The sequence below is a fragment of the Stella humosa genome (genome assembly GCF_006738645.1).
GTDB lineage: Bacteria > Pseudomonadota > Alphaproteobacteria > ATCC43930 > Allostellaceae > Allostella > Allostella humosa.
Window position 1 is genome coordinate 3948568 of sequence record NZ_AP019700.1, and the last position, 21806, is coordinate 3970373.

Consider the following 21806-nt stretch of genomic DNA (forward strand, 5'->3'; position numbering starts at 1 on the left):
GCCGGCCCTCCTGGCGCGCGCTGGCCTCGCGCGCGCCCGGTCAGTCGATGTCGAAGCGGATGCCTTGGGCCAGCGGCAGGGCGGTCGAGTAGTTGATCGTGTTGGTGGCCCGCCGCATGTAGCCCTTCCACGCGTCGCTGCCGGATTCGCGGCCGCCGCCCGTCTCCTTCTCTCCGCCGAAGGCGCCGCCGATCTCGGCCCCGCTCGGCCCGATGTTGACATTGACGATGCCGCAGTCGCTGCCGGCCGCCGACATGAACCGCTCGGCCTCGCGCAGGTCGTTGGTGAAGATCGCCGAGGCCAGGCCCTGGGGCACGGCATTGTGCATGGCGATCGCCTCGTCCAGGTCGGAATAGCGCAGGACGTAGACGATCGGCGCGAAAGTCTCGTGCCGGACGATGGCGCTCTGCGCGGGCATTTCGACCAGGGCCGGGGCGACATAGAAGGCATCGGGGAAGCGATCGGCCAGCGCCCGGCCGCCGCCATGGACGGTGCCGCCCTCGGCCTTCGCCTGGGCCAGGGCCGCCTGCATGCCGTCGAAGGCGGCGCGGTCGATGAGCGGGCCGATCAGGGTGCCGTCGTCCAGCGGATTGCCGATCGGCAGCCGGCCATAGATCTGCGCCAGGCGCGGCACCAGCCGGTCATAGACGTCGGCATGGACGATGATGCGGCGCAGCGTCGTGCAGCGCTGGCCGCAGGTGCCGACGGCCGAAAAGGTGATGCCGCGCTCGGCCAGCGTCAGGTCGGCCGACGGCGCGATGATCATGCCGTTGTTGCCGCCCAGTTCCAGGATCGAGCGGCCGAAGCGGGCGGCCACGCGCGGCGCCACCGCGCGCCCCATGCGGGTCGAGCCGGTGGCGCTGACGATGGCCGCGCGGGGGTCGTCGACCAGGGCCATGCCGGCATCGCTGCCGCCGATCACCAGGCTGGCAAGGCCGGGCGTCAGGCCCATGTCGGCCGCCGTGCGGTCGAAGATCGCCTGGCAGGCGAGTGCGGTCAGCGGCGTCTTCTCAGACGGTTTCCACACCACCGTGTCGCCGCACACCAGCGCCAGCATGGTGTTCCACGACCACACCGCGACCGGGAAGTTGAAAGCGGTGATGACGGCGACCGGCCCCATCGGGTGCCACGTCTCCATCATGCGATGGCCGGGCCGCTCGGTCGCGATCGTCAGGCCGTAGAGCTGGCGCGACAGGCCGACGGCGAAGTCGCAGATGTCGATCATCTCCTGCACCTCGCCCAGCCCCTCCTGGACGATCTTGCCTGCCTCCAGGCTGACCAGCCTGCCAAGGTCGGCCTTGTGCCGGCGCAGTTCCTCGCCCAGGCGGCGCACCAGTTCGCCGCGCTGGGGTGCCGGCACGCTGCGCCAGGACTGGAAGGCGGCCTCGGCGCGGGCCAGCGCGTCGCTCACCTCGGCCGGGCCCTGCATCGCCACGCGGCCGATGACGGCGCCGTCGATCGGCGAGCGGACTTCCAACGCCCCGTCCTTGTAGGCGGCGGGCGCCACGCCCAGGCGCTGGAGGACGGAGCGGGCCTCGGCGGCGGTATCGGTCATCGCGCAATCTTCCTTCTTCGTCGGACGCCGCGTGGGGGCGGCTCCCTTGGCCGGCCCCGTCATAAGGGCTGCGGCGCCGAGGGGGAAGAGGCCCGCGGTCAGAGCGCGCGGGCGGCGTTGCCCTTCATCAGGATGGGACCGGTCGGCCGGCCGGTGGGCGAGCCCGTGCGCGGCTCCAGCGTGATCTCGAAGAGCTGGTCGGGCCGGGTGCGCGGCAGGTCCTCCACCCGCAGGCGGACGCTGCGCGCCTGGTCGAGCAGGCCGACCGAGACGGGGCCGCGGGCCCGATCCCACAGGGTCCAGATCTCCAGCGCGCGATCGGGCGGCACGGCGATGGCGTCGAGCGGGATCAGCTCGGTGCGACCGTCGGCGAAGGCATTCACCACGGCGGCGGGCCGGTTGGCATCCGTCACCAGGACGGCGACGAAGACGGGCGTCGTCACCCGCTGCTGCCACAGCAGGCCGGCCGCCACCGCCAGGACGAGCGTGGCGATCGCCGTCGCCATGCCGGTCGTCCGCCAGAAGGCCAGGCTGTCCCACAGCCCGGCGGACCGCGACTGCCGGGCGGCGGGCCGGGGCGCCCGGAGGCCGCGCTCGATGCGCCGCCACAGCCCGTCCGCCACCGGCTCGGCCGGGGTCGTCGCGTCGAATTCGCCAAAGCGTTCCTGCCACGCCGCCACCAGGCCGGCGAAATCCCGGTCGCGCTCGACCAGGCGCATGGCCAGTTCGACCTCCGCCCCTTCGAGCAGCCCCAGCACATGCTCGGCCGCGAGGCGATCCATCTCCTCGGGGCTCACGCCATGCACTCCTTGAGCGCGGCCAGCGAGCGGCGGATCCACGATTTCACGGTGCCGAGCGGCACGCCCAGCCGGCCGGCCAGTTCGCCATGGCTCAGGCCCTGGACATAGGCCAGCACCACGACATGGCGGCGCCCGGCCTCCAGCCCGTCGAGGCAGCGGCGCAGCCGCCCGCCCTCCGACAGGCGCATCACGGCATTCTCCGGCCCCTCGTCGTCGCTGACGAGGCCCATCGGTTCGAAATCCTCGACCAGGTCGACGCGGCCCTCGCCGCGCAGCACGGACAGCGCGCGGTTGCGCAGGATCGCATAGAGCCAAGCGCGCGCCTCGCCGCGGGCGGGATCGAAGCTGGCGGCGCGCTGCCAGACCTGCAGGAAGGTGTCGTGCACCACCTCCTCGGCAACGGCCCGGCGGCGCACGAGCCGCAGCGCCACGCCCAGCATGCGCGGCGCCTCGGCATCGTAGATTCCCCGCAAGGCCGACTGGTCGCCCGCCGCACACCGCCCAAGGGCGGCCGCGAGGTTGCCCCCCTGCCGGTCGGTCCGGTCGATCGGCGCGGTCACCCGCCACTCCCTGACAGCCAGTTCCATGGCCAGCCTACACCGGATGGCCGGTACCGGATGCAGTTTCGGAATTTTTTCTCCCGCCCTGCATCCACGGGCGGGGCCGGGCGGTAGTCGCTGCCGGAACCGACGACGACGGTTCCCAACCGTTTCACCCCAGGGAGAATCCCATGGCGCTTCGCACCCTCACCCTCTCGCTGCTCGCATCGGCCGCCCTGGTCGGCGGCGCCCAGGCCCAGAACGTCGCCGCCCTGGTCGGCGACAAGACGATCGCCATCGTCGACACGGCGGCCAAGAAGGTCAGCCGCACGATGACCGTGTCGGGGATCTCCGGCCGGCTGGCCGGGATCGACGTGCGCCCGGCCGACGGCATGCTGTACGGCGTGACGGACGACGGCACGGTCGTCACGATCGACCAGAAGTCGGGCAAGGCGACGATGAAGTCGAAGCTGGAAATGATGATCCCGCCCGGCGTCCACGCGACCATCGACTTCAACCCCGCCGCCGACCGGCTGCGCCTGATCGGCTCGGACGGGATGAGCCTGCGCGCCAATGTCGATGACGGCAAGGTGACCCAGGACGGCACCCTGAAGTATGCCGACGCCGACATGCACAAGGGCAAGATGCCGATGGTGACGGCGGGTGCCTACTCCAACTCCGTCAAGGGCACGAAGGAGACGGTCCTCTACGACATCGACGGCAAGACCGGCGCCCTGCTGCGCCAGGCGCCGCCCAATGACGGCATCCTCAACACGATCGGCATGCTGGGCGTGAAGGCCGACAAGGCATCCTTCGATATCATGTCCGACGGCCAGGGTGGCAATTCCGCCTGGCTGATGGCCGGCAAGACGCTCTACAGCGTCGACCTTGCCACCGGCAAGGCGACCAAGGCGGCCGACGTCAAGGGCGTGAAGGGCACCGTGCGCGACATCGCCATCCTGCCCAAGGCCGCGATGTAACGAGCACGACACGGCAGGCGTCGCCCCAGGCGGGCGACGCCTGCCCTTCTTCCACAGGGCGTGGCGTGGTAATTGGATAAGTCTTCTTTATCCGCAGCGGCTTTGCCATGGACCAGGATCGCCCCATTCCGACCGACCAGGAGCAGGCCGCGCCCGCCGGATCGTCAGTCGCTGCCACGGGCGACGCCGCAGCGACCGCACGCACGCACCCCCAGACCGACTGGATCGACGCGCGTCTGAAGTCGCTCTACGAGGCGGTGGTGGCCGAGCCGCTGCCGGACGACCTCCAGGCATTCATCGACAAGCTGGTCGACCAGCCCGCCAAGCCGGACCGCTGACGGCGCCAGCGCCGCCCGCCCTCATTCGCGCCACTGCCCGTCCTGGGCCGCCTGGTTGCGCCAGATGTACGGGTCGAAGTAGCGCTCGTAATATTCCAGCTCCGGATGATGGAACTGCACCCAGAAGCCGGGATTGTAGAAGGCGTCGATATGCGCCGGGAACCGGCCATAGGTCTCGTAGATGTAGTTGCAGATGTCCTTGGCGTAGCGCACGGCCTCCGGCGGGTGGCGATTCTGCAGCTTCAGATAGGTCTCGGCATCGCCCGCGTCGCGATAGGCCCTGGCCAGCAGGGTCGGGTCGGTGAAGATGCCGTTGGGCCCGTATTTCTCCTCCAGCACCCGGTCCACGGCCTCGTCCATCGACTTAACGTAGGGCGGGCACAGGCCCTCGAGAATCCCGTCGATGCCGACGGGGTTGTGCTGCGAGGCCGGTATCGGCCCCTTCGGCCGCGGCGGCACGACATGCCGGAAACCCAGCCCGTTCCAACCCTTCTCCGGCACCCGCTGGAGGATGTGCTGCGGCCAGATCGAGCCATGGCCCCAGACGCCCAGGCCCATCCCCTGCCCGGTCAGCATCAGGTTCTGGAGCAGGAAATAGAGCTCGTAGTCGGTGCGCATGGCATAGCCGGCGCCGATCGGGATGGGGATGTCCGGATTGACCGAGCCGTCCGTCGCGCGGTCGATGCCGCCGATCGGCTGGTAGGGAATCTTCGGTCCCAGGCCCAGATACTGGCCGACCCAGGCTTTCCAGTCCTTCCAGCTTCTTGGGCGGAAGCGTTGCCAGTCGTCGACGAAGAGCGGCCGCTGGCCCTCGGGCTCCGACATCACGATCAGCAGGATGTTGATGTATTGCCGCGTGCAGTCGACGACGGGCGTGAAGATGGTCGAGCCCGGACGGTTCGAGAACTGCTTGTTCCAGCCGATGTAGTAGGGAAACTCGCGGGGGAAATCGATCCGCCCGTCCTGCACCTTCACCTTGACGGCGGCCGCGACCCGCAGCCAGTCCGCCTCGCTCCATTCCAGCCAGGAGCGCGGCACGCTGTCGAGCAGTTGGGCGGCCTCTGCGCCGCGCGGCCGCTTGATCAGGAAGATGCCGTCGTCGTTGATCATGAAGAGCGACGTCGCCTGGCAATTGTCCGCGCTGGGTCCGGAGCGGGCCAGGATGTTCGAGAACATCGAGCCCAGATCCTCGGGCGCGCCCGACGGCTTCTTCAGCGGCCCGTCATGCATCACCGTGCCGGTCAGCCCGGTCGTGCAGATCAGCACCGCCTCCTCCAGCGGCGTCAGCGGCTCGGGCGCGTTCGTGCTGTGGTGGCTGAGGTCGCCCGCCAGGATCGACACGCCGCGCGCGACGCGCCGCGTCCGGCGCTCGTTGATCGCCTGCATCAGCGGGTAGCGCAGCAGCGCCTCCAGGCCCGGGCGGCGCGGGCCGGCGCCGGTCATCGGTCGCCCCCCGGCCCGGCGGCGGGGTTGTGCCGGTCGAGTTCGGCGGCAACGAGGGGATAGACGTCGCACGCCGCGTCCTTGCCGATGAAGCAATCCATGTGGGCATAGCCCGGCACGACCTGGCGGCTGTACCAGTGCCCGCCGTTGCGCGCGGCCAGGACGGCCATGGTCTCCGCGCTCCCCTCCGGCAGGAACAGACCGTTCTCGGCGCCGTGGAGGAAGAGGATCGGCAGCGCCAGCCGGTCGGCATGCGGCAGGTAGGCCTCCGCGCCATCGGCCGCCACCGCGTGGCCCGTCCGCATGATCCGGCCGAGATGGACGAAGGTGGAGAGGTTCGCCACCCCGAACATCGCCGGTATCGCCTCATAGGTGGCCCGGTTCAGGTTCTCCAGCTTGATCACGTCGCCATACATGAAGAGAATCCGCCGGACGACCGGGCTGGCGCTGCGCTGGTAGTTCGAGGGATAGAGCCGCAGCACGGCGTCGAAGACCTCCTCGAACCAGTTGCCGCGAAAGTCGGTCGACATGGTGTCGACGCTGGCGCCGTGCAGCAGGTCGGCCAGGTAGAGCCCGCTCTTGATGCGGTTCAGGAGCGGCGGCCGCGGATGCAGGGTCAACTGCGAACAGATCGCCGAGCGGACCCCCGTCAGGCCGAGCGCGAGGGCCATCTCCAGCGTCAGCGAGCCGACGCAATGGGCCATCACCTGGATGTCGGCCGCCCCGGTGTGCTGGCGGATGAAGCCGACGGCGGCCGGATAGTCGTGGCGTGCGATGTCGTCGAGGGTGAACTGCGTCGCCGCCGACGGCAAGTCCGGGCTCGAGCGATAGTCGAGCAGCCAGACATCGTAGCCGCGCTCGAACAGGAACTCTGGCAGGTTGGTCTCGACGGTGTCGACCAGGTAGGCCAGCGTCGAGGTGCCGAACCCCGGCGTCAGCAGCACCGGCCCCTTGGCGCCGCCGCGGAAGCGGGTCAGGCGGAGTTCCACCCCGTCGGCCGTGCAGACCGGAAAGCGCTCCCCCGCTCCGCAGCGCAGGGCCCGGGTCGGGCGAAAGGCCGGCGACACCTCCGACTGACCGAATATGCCGCCATAGACCTGGCGCAGCCGCTCCTCGAAGAAGGTCCCGAACTGCGTCACCGCCCACAGGGCCTCGGTCGGTCCGGCCGCGCCGACCGCCTTCATGGTGGTGAGCTGGCGGGCGAAATCATGGGCGGAGATATGGACGATCCCGCGGGCGACGGACTCGCCCGACGGCGTCTCGATGTCCGTGTCGAGCGTCGTCGTGTCGCTCCACATGTCGAGGCCGAGGTCGTCGCGGATCGTCTTGCGACCATGCAACACCAGGTCGCGGCCGTTGCCGCGCATCGGCATGCGGTAGCGCATCAGCAGGGTCTGCGGATGGGCCGGATCGCGCTCGAACAGATGGAAGACGCCCCCTTCGACCTGGAACGGCGCCGGCCCCAGCGCCGGCGCGGTCACCGTGCCGTCCAGCCGGCCGATCCCGGCCGAGGCGGCGATCATGGCGCCCACATCGGGGAACGTGGCCGTGACGGTGAATTCCAGGCGCTGCCCCTGCAGCCGGCCTTCGATCTCGGCCATGGCATGGCTCGACTGCGGGGCAAGCGCCATGTAGCCGCGCATGGTCTCGGTAAAGGCGACACCGACGACGGAACCGGGCTTCTCGGGCATGGCGGCCTCACTGCATCAGGGCGACGTTGCGTTCGGCGAGTGCCGCGATCGTGCGTGACGGATTGAGGCCCAGCGCGCGCGGGACGATCGAGCCGTCCAGGACGTGCAGGCGCGGATAGCCGAACACCTCGCCCGCATGGTCGACCACGCCGGTCGTCCGGTCCGTCCCCATGCCGCAGCCGCCCAATGGATGCGGCGTGATCAGGTAGTCGAAGATGCGCCAGATCAGGGGCTCGATGATGCGGCCGCCGGTCGCCCGGGTGAACTGCCGGTGGCGGTCGATCAGGGCGTTCACCACCCCACTGGACGGCGCCGGGTCCCATTCCAGGTCGAGCGACCAGCCGTCGGGATCGAGCAGGTCGCGCTCGATCCGCATCACGCCGTTGGAGGCATCGGCGCCCTGGCCGAACCAGGGCATCACGCCATCCAGCGGCCGCCCGCCGGCCAGCGCGCCCAGGGCACGCTCGTAGAGGCGGAAGAATCGCTTGGTCACCGTGTTGCGACCCAGCATCTCCCGCAGGGCGTTCGAGACGACGTCGGGAAACCCGCCATCCTCGACGAAGTAGCGGTGGCCGCCGTCCGAGCCGTCGAGGAAATCGACCGCGGTCGTGATGGTCGGCCCGCGCGTCGGCCCGACCGAGCGGTCGCCATAGGTCGCCAGGGTCAGGAAGTCGCCATTGGCGCACCAGCCCTGACCCAGGCGGGGGCTGAGGTCGGGCAGCGTGCCCAGCACGTCGCGGCAGCGCAGCAGCAGTTCGGTGCTGTTGAGCGACCCGGCGGCCAGCACCACCCGGCCCGCCACGATGCTGTCGCGCGCGCGCCTGCCCTGGTCGACACGGTCGAAATAGACCCGGTAGCGCCGGCCTTCCGGCTCGATCCCGACCACCATGTGCAAGGGCCGGATATCCGCACCACCGGCCTCGGCCACGGCCAGATAGTTGAGGTCGAGCGTGTTGCGCGCGCCGACCGGGCAGCCCAGGTCGCAGTCGCCGCAGTGGACGCAGGTGCCCTGGGCCTTGCCATGCCGGTTGACGAACGGGCTGCTGTGATGGTGCGCGTGCGGGTCCGGCAGGTCGTAGGACCAGGCCGGATCGAAGCGCACGGCCAGCGGCAGCTTGCGCAGCCGGTCGGCATTGCCGGTGGCCGCCGCGGCATCGCGCATCAGGCGATGGCGGCCGGTCAACTGGCCATCGGGCAGCTCTGCCACGTCCAGCATGGCACCCGTCGTGGCGTAGTGCGGCTGCAACTCAGCCAGCGTGATCTCGGGCGGCCAGCCGTCGGCGAAGGCCGCCGCCTGGGCCGGCACGAAGACATTGGCATAGATCAGCGACCCGCCGCCCACGCCCGCCCCCTGGACAACCGCGATGTCGGGAAAGACCCGCATGTCGATCCAGCCGTTGGCGCGCTCCGGCCGGTTGATGTCGTAGATCCAGTCGTCGCCCGGCCCGCGCGGGAAGGCATCGGTCTGCCAGCGGCGGCCGCGTTCCAGGACGACGACCTTGTCGCCGCGCTGGGTCAGCCGGCAGGCCGCGACCGCGCCGCCGAAGCCGCTGCCGATCACCACCGTGTCGCAATCGTCCGCCATGGCCATCACTCCAGGATGGCCGCGGCCGGCTGGCGGATGGCGAAGAAGCCTTCCGGGCACATCGCCTCGTACGGCGCGCCGGCGATGGCGTCGCCCGAGAGGCCCTCGTAGAATTCCGTCCACCATTTGGCCGACTGCCAGATCGCCTCCGGGCAGCTCGAGGTGGATGACAGGCCGGGCGTCAGCTCGAAGCCGGCCATGGAGAAGACCGTCTCCACGAAGGCCGCCGCCGGCAGGCCGATGCCGTCCAGCAGCGGGTTGGCGGCCCCGCCGACACCCCAGACATGGCCGAGCCAGGGCAGGATCATCGCCGGCAGGTCGATGACGCCGCGGTCCCCCTTCAGCCGTGCGATATGGTCGCGCACGCCCGGATGCCGGCGCGCGAAGCGGATGACCGCGACGTTGGGGAAGCGCCGGGGATCGTCGAAATCGTCGAGCCGGCTCATCTGCACGCCGTTGCTGCGCGGGACCGTGGACACCTCGTCCCGGCCCCCGTCCACCGCCGCGTGCCCGGGGCCGAGCGGGACGGCCGCGAACAGCCCGTCCCCCAGCAGGATGCCGCAATGGGACCAGAAGCTGGGGAAGAGGTCGCCGCGCACCACCGACTGGGCGACGCGGATGCGAAAGTCGGTCAGCGAGCTGCCGCCCAGCAGGATGATGCCGTTGTCTTCCAGCACGACACCGCCCGGGGCGCCCAGGCGCTTCAGCCAGGCGCGGTTTCCCTCGGCCTTCTGCGGCTTCTTCTCGACCAGCCGGGCATTGGGCCGGGTGCTGGGCGACCGACTGATCAGGGCCATGGTCGGGTCCTCCTAGACAAGCTTGTGCTCCCAGATCGTCCGGCCGAAGTCGGGCGTCACCGCGGTCTGGTCGAGCACCGGCCAGTAGCGCAGGCGCAGGTTCGCGCCGGCGCCCAGGCGGGTGAATTCGAGCGTCAGGAAATGGCCGCCGGTCGGGGCAAACCCGGCCTCGGTCGCGACTTCGCCCCGGGTCATGCCGCCGACCGGCGAGGCCGGGAAGCGCTTGGGCGCCGCCAGCCATTCCCCCTCGGCCTTGCGATCGACCAGCGACAGGGGCGAGGAAATGATCTCGACCAGTTCCTTGCCGGAGCGCAGCGAAGTGCGCGCGATGCGGCCGAAATGAACGTCCCCCGTCAGCACGACGAGGTGGTGTTCCGAGGCGGCGACGATCCGCGACAGTTCGGCATACTGCTCGAAGTCCGGCAGGTTCCAGTCGCCGAAGGTGCCCTTGAGGAAGCCGGTCGTGGTCTGAAGCAGCGGCTGGCCGACGACCAGCACGCCCGGCCCGCGCAGGCCCCCGACCCATTCCTGCACCGCCGCCAGGCTGGCCGGCGTCATGAAGTTGCCGCGGTCGCCGTCGCGGTCGACGCGGGTGTCGGCGACCAGGAAGGAGACCGGCGGCACGTCGAAGCGGGCGATCGGCCGGGGCGTCTGGAAGGTGCGGTAGAGCGCGCGGGCGACGTCCCACCATTCCCGGCGGCCGGACGCCGTCCAGGTGTTGCGGGCGAAGGCGACGAAGTTCGGCGCGTTGTTCCAGAACTCGTGGTCGTCGGACGAGAAGTAGTTGGCGCCCGACCGCAGGAGCCGCGCGAAGCCGTTCACCTGGCCCCAGCTCTCCTTGTACTGGCCGAGGAACGCCTGGCGGAGCTCGTCGCGGCTGAACGAGGCGAAGAAGCGGTACCAGGGGCTGTCGAGATAGACTTGGTCGCCCGCCATCAGCTTCACGTCGGGGCGAGCCGCATGGGGCATGCGCAGGAAGGTGCGGCCGACGCGCAGCTCCTGATCCTGGAGATGGGAGAAGCACGAGCCGAGCAGGACCGTGAAGGGCTTGTCGCCCAGCGTCGGCAGCTCCGCCGGCAAGGTGGACATGTCGGCGTTCGCCACCACGGTGCCGTCGGCTTCGAGCGCGAAGGCGCAGGATTGGCGGGGCGCCAGGCCGGTGACCCGGATCTCGCGGTGCCGCACGCGCACCGGGGTGCCGTCACCCGGCCAGGCCTCCCAGGGCGTCGGCTCCTGCGTGCCGGGAGAACCCGCGGCCAGCCTCAGGCCATCTTCCGGCCCCGGCTCGTCGACGGCCGCCAGCCACAGGGTGAGCTGGTCTGCGGCAGCCTCGCGGGGAACCAGGAGATACACCCCAACCCCTCCCATGACCGCAATTCGACCAGGATGCCCGAACCGCCGATGCAGCCTTGCATCGAAGCCATCGGCGACCGAGCAATATTGCGGTCAGTCTGGGGGATATCAGCCGGGACTACTTCTCCATTATGACTGGATGTTCTTCTTCTAGAGCCAGCCCCGGCGCTTGAACCAGTAGTAGGGAACGATCGCCGACACCACCATCGTGCCGAGCGCGAAGGGGTAGCCGAAGGCCCATTTCAGCTCCGGCATGAACTCGAAGTTCATGCCGTAGATGGTGCCGACCAACGTCGGCGGCAGGAACAGCACGGCGGCGACCGAGAACACCTTGATGATGGTGTTCTGCTCCAGGTTGATGAGGCCCAGCGTCGCCTCGTGCAGGAAGCTGATCTGCTGCTCGAGCTGGGTCTCGTATGTCGCCAGCGAGGCCAGGTCGCGGGCGATCGCCTTGATCCGCGCCGACAGGCCGCCCTTCAGCCAGCCGTCCGCCCCCTGGCGCAGGAACGGCAGGATGCGCCCGAAGCTCAGCAGGCTTTCGCGCAGGATGGCGAGAAGCTGGTTCTTGCGGCCAAGCTGGCGGATCAGCGTGGGCAGGTCGGTGCGCGGCTTGGCCGGCCGGGCGGGCTCGGCCTCCTCGTCGTAGAAGATGGCGCTGGAACAGCCGCGCAGGCCGCTCGCCACGGATTCCAGCACGTCGGCGATGCGCTCGACGAAGCTCTCCACCAGGGACACCAGGATCGCGGGCGCGCTCTGGTTCTGCTCCGGGTGGCGGGCCAGCCGGGTGTCGAAGGTGCGGAACGGCATCGGGTCGGCGTAGCGCACGGTGACCAGATGGTCGGCGGTCAGCAGGAACGTGACCTCCGACCGCTCCGGCCGGTCCTGGGCGACGCCATTGACCACGACCGCGGTCATGACGATGGCCCCGCCCTCGCGATAGAGACGCGCCGATTCCTCGATTTCGGTCATCTCCTGGCGCGTCGGCACCTGGAGGCCGAGCAGGCGCTCGACCGCCTGCTCCTCCTCGCGCGTGGGATCGCGCAGGTCGATCCACTGGACGTCGGCCGCCGCCGGGCTGGCATCGGGGGGCAGCTTGCAGGCGCGGCCCCCGACCCGGCCGTGGAAGGTGATCACCGGACGGCCGCCACGGCGGCCGGCGGCGCCGGATCGGGCATGGCGATGGCGGCCGCGCAGAGGCCGATGACGGGAACGAAGACGGTACCGATGCAGATGGCGAGGACCATCCCGACGTCGGAGGGGCGACGGGCGGACGGCCTGGGGGCGGACGGGGCACGGCCGGGCGCGCGCACGCGGCCCCGAAGGATCGAACGGTTCATGGGCGTATCTCCTGCGGGCGGCCGTCTGCAGCGCCCGGGAGAGACCGATCAGCCGATCGGCACGCCCTGGAACGCCGGGGACGGCACGCCCGATCGACTGTATGGGTCGGTGGGCATGGCTTCCTGTTCCTGTGGTGTCGCCGGCCCGCATTGCGGGTGCGGCGACACCCCTGAATTGTCCCTTCCGGCGGCCTTCGTCAAGCCGATTCCGGCACCTTCATCGCACTGCAACATCGCCGGCTGTCAGAGGGCGTAGACCCGCTCCGCCGTGCCGGCGAAAAGGGCCCGCTTCTCGCTGTCCGAGGCGCCTGCGGCGATGCGCTTGAAGGCATTCCACAGGGCGGCATAGCCGATGCCCATCTTCTCGACCGGGAAGTTGCTTTCGAACAGACAGCGGTCGGCGCCGAACAGCTCGATGCAGGTCTCGATGTAGGGCCCCCAGAGCCGCGCCAGCTCGGCCGAATCGGGCGGTGCGGGCCGCGCGCCATAGTCGTAGGCGGCCAGCCGCATCATCATGCCGCCCAGCTTTACCGACACGTTGGGGCAGCGGGCGAGTGCGGTCATGCCCGTCTTCCACTCGGTGAAGATCGCGTCGCGCCGGCCGGCATACGGCCCATAGCCGAGCGGGCCGCCGCAATGGCCCAGCACCAGGTTGGCGTCGGGCATCGATTCCGCCAGGTCGAGGGCGTCGGCCAGTTGGGGGTGGAAGACCCACAGGTCATAGGCCAGCCCCAGCGCCGTCAGCCGCTCCAGCCCACGGCGGAAGTCGGGCCGGCGCAGCAGGTGCGGCTCGGGGCAGCCGCTGCCGATGATCGGGTCGGCATCGTGGGAGGCCTGGTGGCGAACGCCGCAGAAGCGCCCGCCGCCGGCGCGGATATGGGCTTCCAGCACCGGCTCGACGGCGTCGCCCAGCGTCAGGTCGGCGAACCCGACGATGCCGGCCGCCACGCGCGTGGGGCCATACATGCCGCTGGCGCTCTGGGCGGCGATGCCGGCCACGAACTCCGTCTCGCCCACCGGCCGCATCTCGACCGGGCCGGCGGCGCGATACATCGCCCGGCATTCGATGAAGACGGTCGCCACCACGTTGTGGCCGGTGTTCAGGTCGGCCAGCAGTTCCGGCAGGAAATAGGGGTAGTCCGGCTTGTGCCACAGGTGATGGTGGGCATCGACGATCGGCAGATCGGGCTCCAGGATCGGCTCGGCCGGCTGGCGGGCCAGCCAGTCGGCGTCCGGGACGGTGATCCGCCCGTACTGGGTGGCGGGCCTGGCCGTTTCCATCTGGCATTCCTTCTTGGTGATTGGCCGACAGTACCGCACGCCCGGCCATCCGGGTTCAAGGCGCGAAGCGGCCTGTCGCGCCGTCCCGGCACAGCCTATGATGGCGGCCCAGACAGAGTCAGGTCACCACCGCCCGTGTTCGATCGCTACTACCTGCGCCGCATCGACGACGACCTGGAGACCTGGACCGCCAACGGCTGGGTGACCGACGACGGGGCGGCCGCGATCCGCCGCCATGTCGAGGCCGGCGCCGGCCGCACGCGACTGCCCGGCGTGCTGGGCTCGCTGGGCGCGCTCCTGATCGCGGCCGGCCTTTTCGCCTTTGTCGCCGCCAACTGGGACGGCGTGCCGCGCCTGGGCAAGGTGGGGCTGGTCTACCTGCTGCTGGCCGGCACGCTGGGCGGCGCCTGGGTCCTGGCGCGGGCCCACTTGCGCAACATCGCCGACAGCGCGACCACCCTGGCGACGCTGGTCTTCGGCGGCGGCGTCGCCCTCATCGGGCAGATCTACCACCTGCCGGCGGACTGGCCGGGCGGCAGCCTCGTGGTCGGGCTGGGCGCCCTGGTCGCCGCGTTCCTCGGGCGGTCGCGCGGCGCGCTGGTGGTCGCCTGCGCCGCGCTCGGCGCTTGGACCTTCGGCCGCATGGCCGAGCACGAGGCCGCCAGCCACCTCGCCTTCTGGCCCCTGTTCCTGATCGCCGCCTGGCTGGGGGCGTCGCGCCCCGGCGCCCTGTCGCGCCATGCGGTCGTCCTGCTCCTCGCCGGCCATCTCGGCACCTGGATGCTGACCATGCCGCTGCACGAGGTTTCGGGCGACGGGGAATGGTCGCGGGCAGCCCTTGCCATGGGGCTCGCGTCCAGCTTCGCCGCCATCGGCTTTGCCACCGCCCTGCTGTCGCCCGCCTTCGGGCTGACCCTGGCGCACTGGTCGATCTGGTTCTTCGCCGGCCTGCTCTGCCTGCTGCATGTGGTGGCGGGCGAGGCGCAGTCGCTCGAGCGCCAGGGGCTGGCCGGCATTGCCGGCATCGTGCTGCTGGCGGGTGCGGTCCTGCCGATCCTGCATGTCGCCATTGCCCGCGACCGGCGGGCGGCCGGCCTGTTGGCCGCGGCCATGCTGCCGGGGCTGGCGATCATCCCCGTGATGTGGACGATGCCGGTCCTGTCGGCGCTGGTGGCGCCCGTGCTGGGGCTGGCCAGCGCCGTGGGGCTGGTCGGGGCCGGCCTGTTCGCCGCCAGCCGGCCGATCACGGCCGCGGGCTATACGGCCTTCGGCGTCATCGTCCTGTGGCTGATGCACCGCACGATCGGCTCGCTGCTGGACCAGTCGCTGTTCTTCTTCGCCGCCGGCTTCGTGCTGCTCGCCTTCGGCTGGGGCGCGCGCCGGCTGATCGGCGCCACCGCCGCACCCAAGGCCCGGCCATGATGGCGCGCACCGCCGAAATCCTGTCGCTCGACCGGCTGGCCGCCCGGCTGCCGGCCGGCCTGCGCTACGCGCTCTGCTTCCTGCTGCTGGGCGGGTTCCTGGCGGTGATGATCGTGCAGCGCGCGCTCATCCTGCGCGACGGGGCCGAGGTCCGCCTCAACCTGGTGCCGGTCGACCCGCGCGATCTCTTCCGCGGCGACTATGTCATCCTGACCTACGACATCAGCGAGTTGCGGCTGGACCGGCTCACGGGCGACAAGGGCTTCCGCCGCGGCGAGGCGATCTATGTGACGCTGCGCCCGGGCGCAGACGGCCGGGCGATCGCCACCGCCGCCCACCGCCGCCGGCCCGAAGCGGCCGCACCGAGCGTCGTCGTGCGCGGCCAGGTCGGCTATTCCGGCACCCACGCCCGCCTGCCCGGCGACCGCGAGGCCTGCGCCAACCTGCCCGGCTGCACCATCGTCGGCGTCGACTACGGCATCGAGAGCTATTTCGTACCGGAAGGCCAGGGCCGCGCCATCGAGATGACCGAGAAGAGCCGGCTCGAGGTCGTGGCCGCCGTTTCCGGCGGCGGCGAGGCCGCCATCAAGCGCCTGCTCGTCGACGGCAAGATGCTCTATAGCGAACCCCTGTACTGACGCCCCTTCTTCCGCCCTTCCTGCCCCCGTCCCCTGCCAAGGCCCTGCCATGAAGATCGTCGTCGCGGCGTTCAGCCACGAGACCAACAGCTTCTCGCCCGTGCCCACCACGCTCGACCGCTTCGGCATCGGTAGCGGCCCCTATTTCGGCCAAGCCGCGCGCACCGCCTTCGAGAAGACGGGCATGCCGATGGCGGCCATGATCCGCCTGGCGGAGGCGGCCGGCGCCACCGTCGTCACCCCAGTGGCCGCCCGTTGCAGCCCGAGCGCGCCGGTCGACGCGGCCGCCTACGACACGATCTGCCAAGCGATCCTGGACGCCATCGCCGGGGGCTGCGATGCCGTCCTGCTCGACCTGCATGGCGCCATGATCGCCGAGCAGGCCGACGACGGCGAGGGCCGGCTGCTGGCCCGTATCCGCGCGATGGCCCCGGACCTGCCGATCGGCCTGTCGCTCGACTTCCACACCAACCTGACCGCCGACATGATCGACAACGCCACCGTTGCCGTCGGCTATCGCACCTATCCCCACATCGACATGTACGAGACGGGCGAACGCACGTCGCGCCTGCTGCTCGACGCCCTGGCCGGGCGGGTGCGGCCGGTGATGGCGTGGGGCAACGCGCCGATGCTGCCCCACACCCTGAAGCAGGACAGCAACGACGAACCGATGCGCAGCCTGCTGGCCCTGGCCAAGGCGGCCGAGGACGAGCCCGGCATCCTGGCCGTCACGCTCTTCGCCGGCTTCCCGCTGGCCGACACGCGCGAGGCCGGCCTGTCGGTGCTGGTGGTGGCCGATGGCGACCCGGCGGCGGCCGGGGCGGTGCGCGACCGGCTGCTGGCGGCCGCCTGGGCGGTACGCGATGGCCTGGTCCACCACCCGCGATCGCTGGCCGACCAGGTGGCCGAGGCCCGGGCGCTGGCCGAGGCCCCAGGTACCGCCGGGCCGGTGCTGCTGATCGACCATGCCGACAACTGCAATTCCGGCGGCACGCTCGATTCCATGAGCGTGGTCGCCGAGGCAGTCCGCCAGGGGCTGGACGACATCGCCGTCGCCCCGATCTGCGACCCCGAGGCGGTCGAGATCCTGCGCGCGGCCGGAATCGGCGCCACCGTCACGCTCGACATCGGCGGCAAGCTGGACTGCCCGACGCTGGCGCGCCAGCCGGCACCCATGCGGCTCACCGGCACGGTCGGTGCCATCAGCGACGGCATGCTGACCGTCACCGGCCCCGTCTTCACCGGCACGCTGGTGAACATGGGGCCATCCGTGCGCTTCGATGCCGGCGGGCTCAGCCTCGTCATCACCAGCCGGCGGATCGAGCCCTATGATCTCGGCGTCTTCCGCTCACTCGGCATCGAGCCGGCGGCCAAGCGTTTCCTGATCCTGAAATCGCGCATCCAGTACAAGCCGACCTTCGTGCCGATCGCGCGCGGGGTGGTGGAGTGCGACGGCGAGGGCGTGGCCAGTTCGGACTACGCGCTGTTCCGCTTTGCCCGCCTGCGCCGCCCGATCTATCCGATCGATGCCGACGCGGCCTTCCCGACAGGCTGAACGACCAACTGAACGACCAAGAAGCCGAGTACCCCGGCAACCGGGGGAGGAGACGACGATGAATGCAGGCCGGCGCCCCGACAGCGGGGTGGAGTCCTCCTATGCCTGGCTGCGGCTCGGCGTGTCGGTGCTGCTGGGCGCGGTCGGCGGCGTCGGCTTCTGGTCGGTCGTCGTCGTCCTGCCGTCGGTACAGGCGGAGTTCGGCGTCGATCGCGGCACCGCCTCCATCCCCTATACCGCGACCATGCTGGGCTTTGCCTTCGGCGGCATCCTGATGGGCCGCCTGGCCGACCGTCTCGGCATCGTGCCGCCGGTCCTGCTGGGCGCGGTCGCGATCGCGGCCGGCTATGTCGGCTCGGCCTACTCCACCTCGCTGTGGCAGTTCGCCCTGTGCCACGGGGTGCTGATCGGCCTGTTCGGGTCCTCGGCCGTGTTCGGGCCGCTGATCGCCGACATCTCATACTGGTTCACCCGGCGGCGCGGCATCGCGGTCGGCATCTGCGCCAGCGGCAACTACCTGGCCGGCACGATCTGGCCGTCGGTCATCCAGGCGATGGTCGAGGACATGGGCTGGCGCGGCGCCTACATGGTGGTCGGCCTTGTCTGCGTGACGCTGATGGTGCCGCTGGCGCTGTGCCTGCGCCGCCCGGCACCGCAGCAGCGCGCCCAGCCGGCCGCGACGGATTCCAGCGGGGCCGGCGCCATGTCGCCCAATCGGCTGCAACTGCTGCTGGCCTTTGCCGGCATCACCTGCTGCCTCGCCATGTCGATGCCGCAGGTACACATCGTCGCCTATTGCGGCGACCTCGGCTACGGCGTCGCCCGCGGGGCCGAGATGCTGTCGCTGATGCTGGGTTTCGGCATCATCAGCCGGTTGGCCTCGGGCTGGATCTCCGACCGCATCGGCGGGGTGCGCACGCTGCTGCTGGGATCGACCCTCCAGGGCTTGACGCTGATCTTCTACCTGCCGTTCGACGGGCTGACCTCGCTCTACGTCGTCTCGGCCCTGTTCGGCCTGTCCCAGGGCGGCATCGTGCCGAGCTACGCCATCATCGTGCGCGAATACATGCCCGCCCGCGAGGCCGGCACGCGGGTCGGCGTGGTGCTGATGTCGACCATCATCGGCATGGCGCTGGGCGGCTGGATGTCGGGCGTGATCTACGACGTCACGGGCTCGTACCAGGCGGCCTTCATCAACGGCACCATCTGGAACCTGGTCAATGTCGCGATCGCGCTGTGGCTGCTGCAACGCCGGCCGCCGCGGCTCGCCGCCGCCTGAGCGGACCACCGAAGCCGGGCGGTCAGCCGAAGCGCAGCCAGCGGTCCTTCAGGAAGACGGCGATCTCGTCCAGCGTCGGCCATTGCCCGTGCTCGCGGATGTGGGCGACGAGGTAGTCGAGATAGGCCTCGCCCAGCGCCTTGGTAAGGGTGCCGGCGATGCCCGCCGTGATCACCCCGCCGGCCAGGGTGCCGACGCCGGGGATCACCTTCAGCAGCGAGGCGGCGAAGGCAGCCGCCGTCCGCGCGGTGAAGGCGGTGGCAAGCCCGCCCACCACCGATACGCCGATGGCCGCAATCCGCTCGCCCGATGCCTCGACGCCGACGACGCGCGAGATGCCGGCCACCATGCCGATCATGATCGGCGTCAGCGACAGCCAGCCGACAAAGGGGATGGGCGTGGCGGCCAGGGCCGCGGCCGAGGCCGTCGCCCCGTCGATGACGCGGCGGGCTGCCCGCACCTTGGGCTCGATCGCGACCGACTGGGCGGCGGCAAAGGCGCTGCGATGGCCGTCGGGCAGCAGGGTCTCGCTCGCCTCCACCAGCCGTTCCAGGCCGCGGGCGGCCTGGGTGGCACCGCCGCGGAAGCTCTTGGGCGCGGCCACCACCCGCACGATCTCGCGCACCGGCGGCACCGGCAGCGTGCGCGCCGCCTGCGCCTCCATGCCGCGATCCTCCCACCCCTTGGTCAGGACGCAGACGACCGGCACCCCATGCTCGGCCAGCATCGCCGCCAGGGCCACGTCCGCCTCCTCCACGCGACCGGCTCCGTTGTCGATGCAGAGCCAGGCCAGGTGGAGCTGGCGGTCGGCAGCCACCTCCGCGCGGGCCGCCCCGACGGCGGCGGCGAGTGCGGCCCGGCTGCCGGCATAGTCGCCCGGCTGCAGGCCCCTTGTATCCAGCAGGCGGACGGGGAACCCCTCCTCCTCATGCCACGCGGCGTGGTCGGTGACCGGCCGGCCGACGCCGGTGCGGGCCAGGTCGCGGCCGAAGACGGCGTTGACCAGCGTGCTCTTGCCGACGCCGGACTTGCCGCAGACCAGGATGTTGCAGGGTGCCAGCCGGGCAAAAGCCAGCCGTTCGCTGCGGCCGGCCAGCCGGTCGATCAGGTCGTCCCAGCCGCGGAAGCGCCGGCCGCGGAACCGCGCCTGCTCGGTCTCGACGGCGGCGCTGGCAGCCGCGGCCGCCGCCGTCTCGGCCGCCTCCATCGCCGCCGACCGGAAAGGTTGGAATCCCAGGCGCGCCCGGCTGGCCGCGCGCAGGCAGGCGACGCGGAAGACCGCCGTGGCTAGGTCGCCCAGGGCGACCACCTCCGCCGGCAGGGGCTCGGCCGCCGCCACCCCCTCGCCCAGCCCGAAACGGGCGAGGATCGCCTGCTCCAGCAACACCCGGTCCCCACCCGGAACCTTCAGGCGGCGGGCAGTGTCGGCCAAGGCTTCGGGATAGCCATACTCGCCCCCCAGCCCCACATGCCGTCCCAGCCCCTGGAGCGTGCGGGTCGCCAACTGGTCGATCGCCTCGGCCAGCACGTCGGGCCAGCGGCTCGGCCGCGCCGGACTGGCCGCCACCCGCGGGTTGTCGGCGAACGCCGCCGGCTCGACCCATTGGAGAAGCTGGGCCAGCGGCCGCAGGTCGGCATCGGCGCAGAAGGCGAAGAGCGCCGTCGTGTCGCCATCCCAGGTCGCACGATCGATATCGTCTGCCAGCGTCGCGTCCATGGCCTTATCCTGTCGTCCAACCGGGACTATCCTGCCACATGACCACCAGCATCGCCGCCCGTCTCCTGACCATGCTGCGCGGCTCGCTCGAAGAGCCGATCGCCGATATCGCCAACGCGCTGGTGTCGGAGCGGTTGCTGCGGTGGGCCGGACATGAGGCCCTGATCGCCATGTCGGCCGCCGCCGCCATCTACGCCATCCTGCTGGCGGTCCCCTACCTGCCGTCGGAGGAATGGGGGGTGCTGCCGGCCTGCACGATCATCCTGGCCTTCTTCGTCCATATCGGCTGGTCGCTGTGGCCCGTGGCGACCACCTTGCCGCTGTGGTGGCGGCTGCGCGTCGGGCCGCGCCAGGCGGTGCGGCTCGTCCTGTTCCGCACCATCGCGCGGCTGCTGCACGAGATGGAGGGCGGCATCCAGAGCTGGGCCGACACGCGCGGCTTCGTCACCCGCAACGCGCTGGCCGTCGCCCAGTGGACATCGGCCACCCCCAGCGACCGCATCGCCTGGCAACTGGCCGACGCGCTGGAGCCGCGCATCCTGCGCCACGCCGTCCGCGCCGCCATCCTGGCGCTGGGGCCGATCGTCTTGATGTTCTGGGTCTTCCGCTGGGTCGTGGTCTATGGCGGGCTGCTCGACCGGGCCGCGCATCTGGGGCCGATCGACGCCGCCGTCTATCCCATCGCCGCCGTGATCGACCTCATCGCCGGCACCGACCTGCGCGCCATGCTGAAGGGCGGCTGACCGCTACCAGCCATAGGCCGGCCAATCGCGCTCCAGTCGGGCCCGCGCGGCCTCGTCGACCACGGCCAGCGTCGCCGACCGCAGACGATCCATGCCGTGTCGGGGAACCAGCTCGCCGCCGTCCTCGGCCAGGCGCGGCAGGACGCAGACCGCCACCAGCGCCGCCAGGTCCGGCATCGCCGTCCGCATTGCCGTTGCCATCGGACCGTCCTCGGCCCCCAGGTCGGCCTGGGTCAGCACACCGATGGCGGGAATGCCCTGCGATCGCAGCATGCGGGCCAGGGCGGCCTCCGTCCCGTCGCTGGCGGCCGGGTCCGCGCCGAAGACACGGGCGGCATCGTCGCGCACGCAGATCCAGGCCGCGTGGGGCCGCTCGGCCAACGCCGTCGCCGCCAACCGGGCCGTCGCGTCGCCCACCTGCCGCGTCCCGCGCACCAGTTCCAGGCCGACCGTATCGGCCAGCGCCAGCGGCCCATCCCCTTCCCAGTGCCATTCCAGCCGGGCGGTACGGGGCGATCCGTCGCGCCCGGCCGGCGGCGGCCGGCGCAGGGCACCGCCGATCAGCACCGTCTTGCCGACCCCAGTTGGCCCGACCACCCAGATGCGCACCCGGTCCCGACATTCATCCGCCACCCGGGCCCCACGTCCATAAAAATAGCTATAGGCGCCGGTGCCCAACGCCACCAGAATGGCGCCCGCTCCCCAGGCGATCAGCGGCAGGGGCATGGAGTTCTCCTCTCGACCAGCCTGCGA

General features: G+C 71.0%; 20 protein-coding genes. 7 read left to right on the forward strand and 13 right to left on the reverse strand.

What is annotated here, in order from left to right; genetic code table 11:
• Positions 1-40: 40 nt before the first annotated feature.
• The 3 genes from amaB to STVA_RS18555 form a co-directional block, all read right to left on the reverse strand.
• Complete coding sequence (gene amaB, locus STVA_RS18545) at positions 41-1555, reverse strand: L-piperidine-6-carboxylate dehydrogenase (protein ID WP_123693326.1); 1515 nt, start codon at positions 1553-1555, stop codon at positions 41-43.
• Between the two features lie 98 nt (positions 1556-1653).
• Positions 1654-2352 carry an anti-sigma factor gene (locus STVA_RS18550; RefSeq protein ID WP_197735671.1) on the reverse strand — a complete coding sequence of 233 codons (699 nt, stop codon included), beginning with the start codon at positions 2350-2352 and terminating at the stop codon, positions 1654-1656.
• A complete protein-coding gene (locus tag STVA_RS18555) occupies positions 2349-2942 on the reverse strand; it encodes a sigma-70 family RNA polymerase sigma factor (RefSeq protein WP_123693324.1) in 594 nt (197 codons plus the stop codon). The genes STVA_RS18550 and STVA_RS18555 overlap by 4 nt, the downstream gene beginning before the upstream one ends.
• A 143-nt stretch (positions 2943-3085) precedes the next feature.
• Here STVA_RS18555 and STVA_RS18560 point away from each other — a divergent pair, with 143 nt between their 5' ends.
• Entirely contained in the window at positions 3086-3874 is a 789-nt protein-coding gene (locus tag STVA_RS18560) for a DUF4394 domain-containing protein (protein ID WP_123693322.1), read from the forward strand.
• A 107-nt stretch (positions 3875-3981) separates the two neighbouring features.
• Positions 3982-4212 carry a NepR family anti-sigma factor gene (locus STVA_RS18565; RefSeq protein WP_123693320.1) on the forward strand — a complete coding sequence of 77 codons (231 nt, stop codon included), beginning with the start codon at positions 3982-3984 and terminating at the stop codon, positions 4210-4212.
• Positions 4213-4233: 21 nt separating this feature from the next.
• On the opposite strand, the gene STVA_RS18570 is transcribed toward STVA_RS18565, so the two are convergent.
• The 8 genes from STVA_RS18570 to STVA_RS18600 form a co-directional block, all read right to left on the reverse strand.
• A complete protein-coding gene (locus STVA_RS18570; protein ID WP_123693318.1) occupies positions 4234-5655 on the reverse strand; it encodes a hypothetical protein in 1422 nt (473 codons plus the stop codon).
• On the reverse strand, positions 5652-7346 hold the full coding sequence (locus STVA_RS18575) for a hypothetical protein (RefSeq protein ID WP_123693316.1): 1695 nt from the start codon (positions 7344-7346) through the stop codon (positions 5652-5654). Before STVA_RS18575 ends, STVA_RS18570 begins: the two co-directional genes overlap by 4 nt.
• A gap of 7 nt (positions 7347-7353) precedes the next feature.
• Entirely contained in the window at positions 7354-8931 is a 1578-nt protein-coding gene (locus STVA_RS18580) for a GMC oxidoreductase (protein ID WP_197735672.1), read from the reverse strand.
• Positions 8932-8936: 5 nt separating this feature from the next.
• Positions 8937-9728, reverse strand: a complete 792-nt coding sequence (locus tag STVA_RS18585; protein ID WP_123693312.1) for a hypothetical protein — start codon at positions 9726-9728, stop codon at positions 8937-8939.
• Between the two features lie 12 nt (positions 9729-9740).
• On the reverse strand, positions 9741-11081 hold the full coding sequence (locus tag STVA_RS18590) for a metallophosphoesterase family protein (RefSeq protein ID WP_123693310.1): 1341 nt from the start codon (positions 11079-11081) through the stop codon (positions 9741-9743).
• 150 nt (positions 11082-11231) lie between these two features.
• Complete coding sequence (locus tag STVA_RS18595; protein WP_170216628.1) at positions 11232-12215, reverse strand: magnesium transporter CorA family protein; 984 nt, start codon at positions 12213-12215, stop codon at positions 11232-11234.
• The gene (locus STVA_RS27710) at positions 12212-12418 is read right to left on the reverse strand and encodes a hypothetical protein (RefSeq protein ID WP_170216627.1); all 207 of its coding nucleotides are present in this window, start codon (positions 12416-12418) and stop codon (positions 12212-12214) included. Before STVA_RS27710 ends, STVA_RS18595 begins: the two co-directional genes overlap by 4 nt.
• A 243-nt stretch (positions 12419-12661) precedes the next feature.
• On the reverse strand, positions 12662-13699 hold the full coding sequence (locus STVA_RS18600) for an amidohydrolase family protein (protein ID WP_123693306.1): 1038 nt from the start codon (positions 13697-13699) through the stop codon (positions 12662-12664).
• Positions 13700-13834: 135 nt separating this feature from the next.
• Here STVA_RS18600 and STVA_RS18605 point away from each other — a divergent pair, with 135 nt between their 5' ends.
• From STVA_RS18605 to STVA_RS18620, 4 genes are read left to right on the forward strand one after another with little or no spacing between them, the layout of a single operon-like run.
• Positions 13835-15121 (forward strand): DUF2157 domain-containing protein, encoded by a 1287-nt coding sequence (locus STVA_RS18605; protein WP_170216626.1) that lies wholly within the window; start codon positions 13835-13837, stop codon positions 15119-15121.
• Positions 15118-15759, forward strand: a complete 642-nt coding sequence (locus STVA_RS27715) for a GDYXXLXY domain-containing protein (RefSeq protein ID WP_170216625.1) — start codon at positions 15118-15120, stop codon at positions 15757-15759. Before STVA_RS18605 ends, STVA_RS27715 begins: the two co-directional genes overlap by 4 nt.
• A gap of 49 nt (positions 15760-15808) precedes the next feature.
• Positions 15809-17314: a M81 family metallopeptidase gene (locus tag STVA_RS18615; protein WP_123693302.1), complete on the forward strand. Its 1506-nt coding sequence runs from the start codon at positions 15809-15811 to the stop codon at positions 17312-17314.
• A 58-nt stretch (positions 17315-17372) separates the two neighbouring features.
• Complete coding sequence (locus STVA_RS18620; protein WP_123693300.1) at positions 17373-18593, forward strand: MFS transporter; 1221 nt, start codon at positions 17373-17375, stop codon at positions 18591-18593.
• A 22-nt stretch (positions 18594-18615) separates the two neighbouring features.
• Here STVA_RS18620 and STVA_RS18625 read toward each other — a convergent pair whose 3' ends face one another.
• Positions 18616-20310: a GTPase gene (locus STVA_RS18625; protein ID WP_123693299.1), complete on the reverse strand. Its 1695-nt coding sequence runs from the start codon at positions 20308-20310 to the stop codon at positions 18616-18618.
• Positions 20311-20348: 38 nt separating this feature from the next.
• On the opposite strand from STVA_RS18625, the gene STVA_RS18630 reads away from it, so the two are divergent.
• Entirely contained in the window at positions 20349-21053 is a 705-nt protein-coding gene (locus tag STVA_RS18630) for a hypothetical protein (RefSeq protein ID WP_123693296.1), read from the forward strand.
• A gap of 3 nt (positions 21054-21056) precedes the next feature.
• On the opposite strand, the gene STVA_RS18635 is transcribed toward STVA_RS18630, so the two are convergent.
• Positions 21057-21779, reverse strand: a complete 723-nt coding sequence (locus STVA_RS18635) for a GTPase family protein (RefSeq protein ID WP_123693294.1) — start codon at positions 21777-21779, stop codon at positions 21057-21059.
• Positions 21780-21806: the final 27 nt, after the last annotated feature.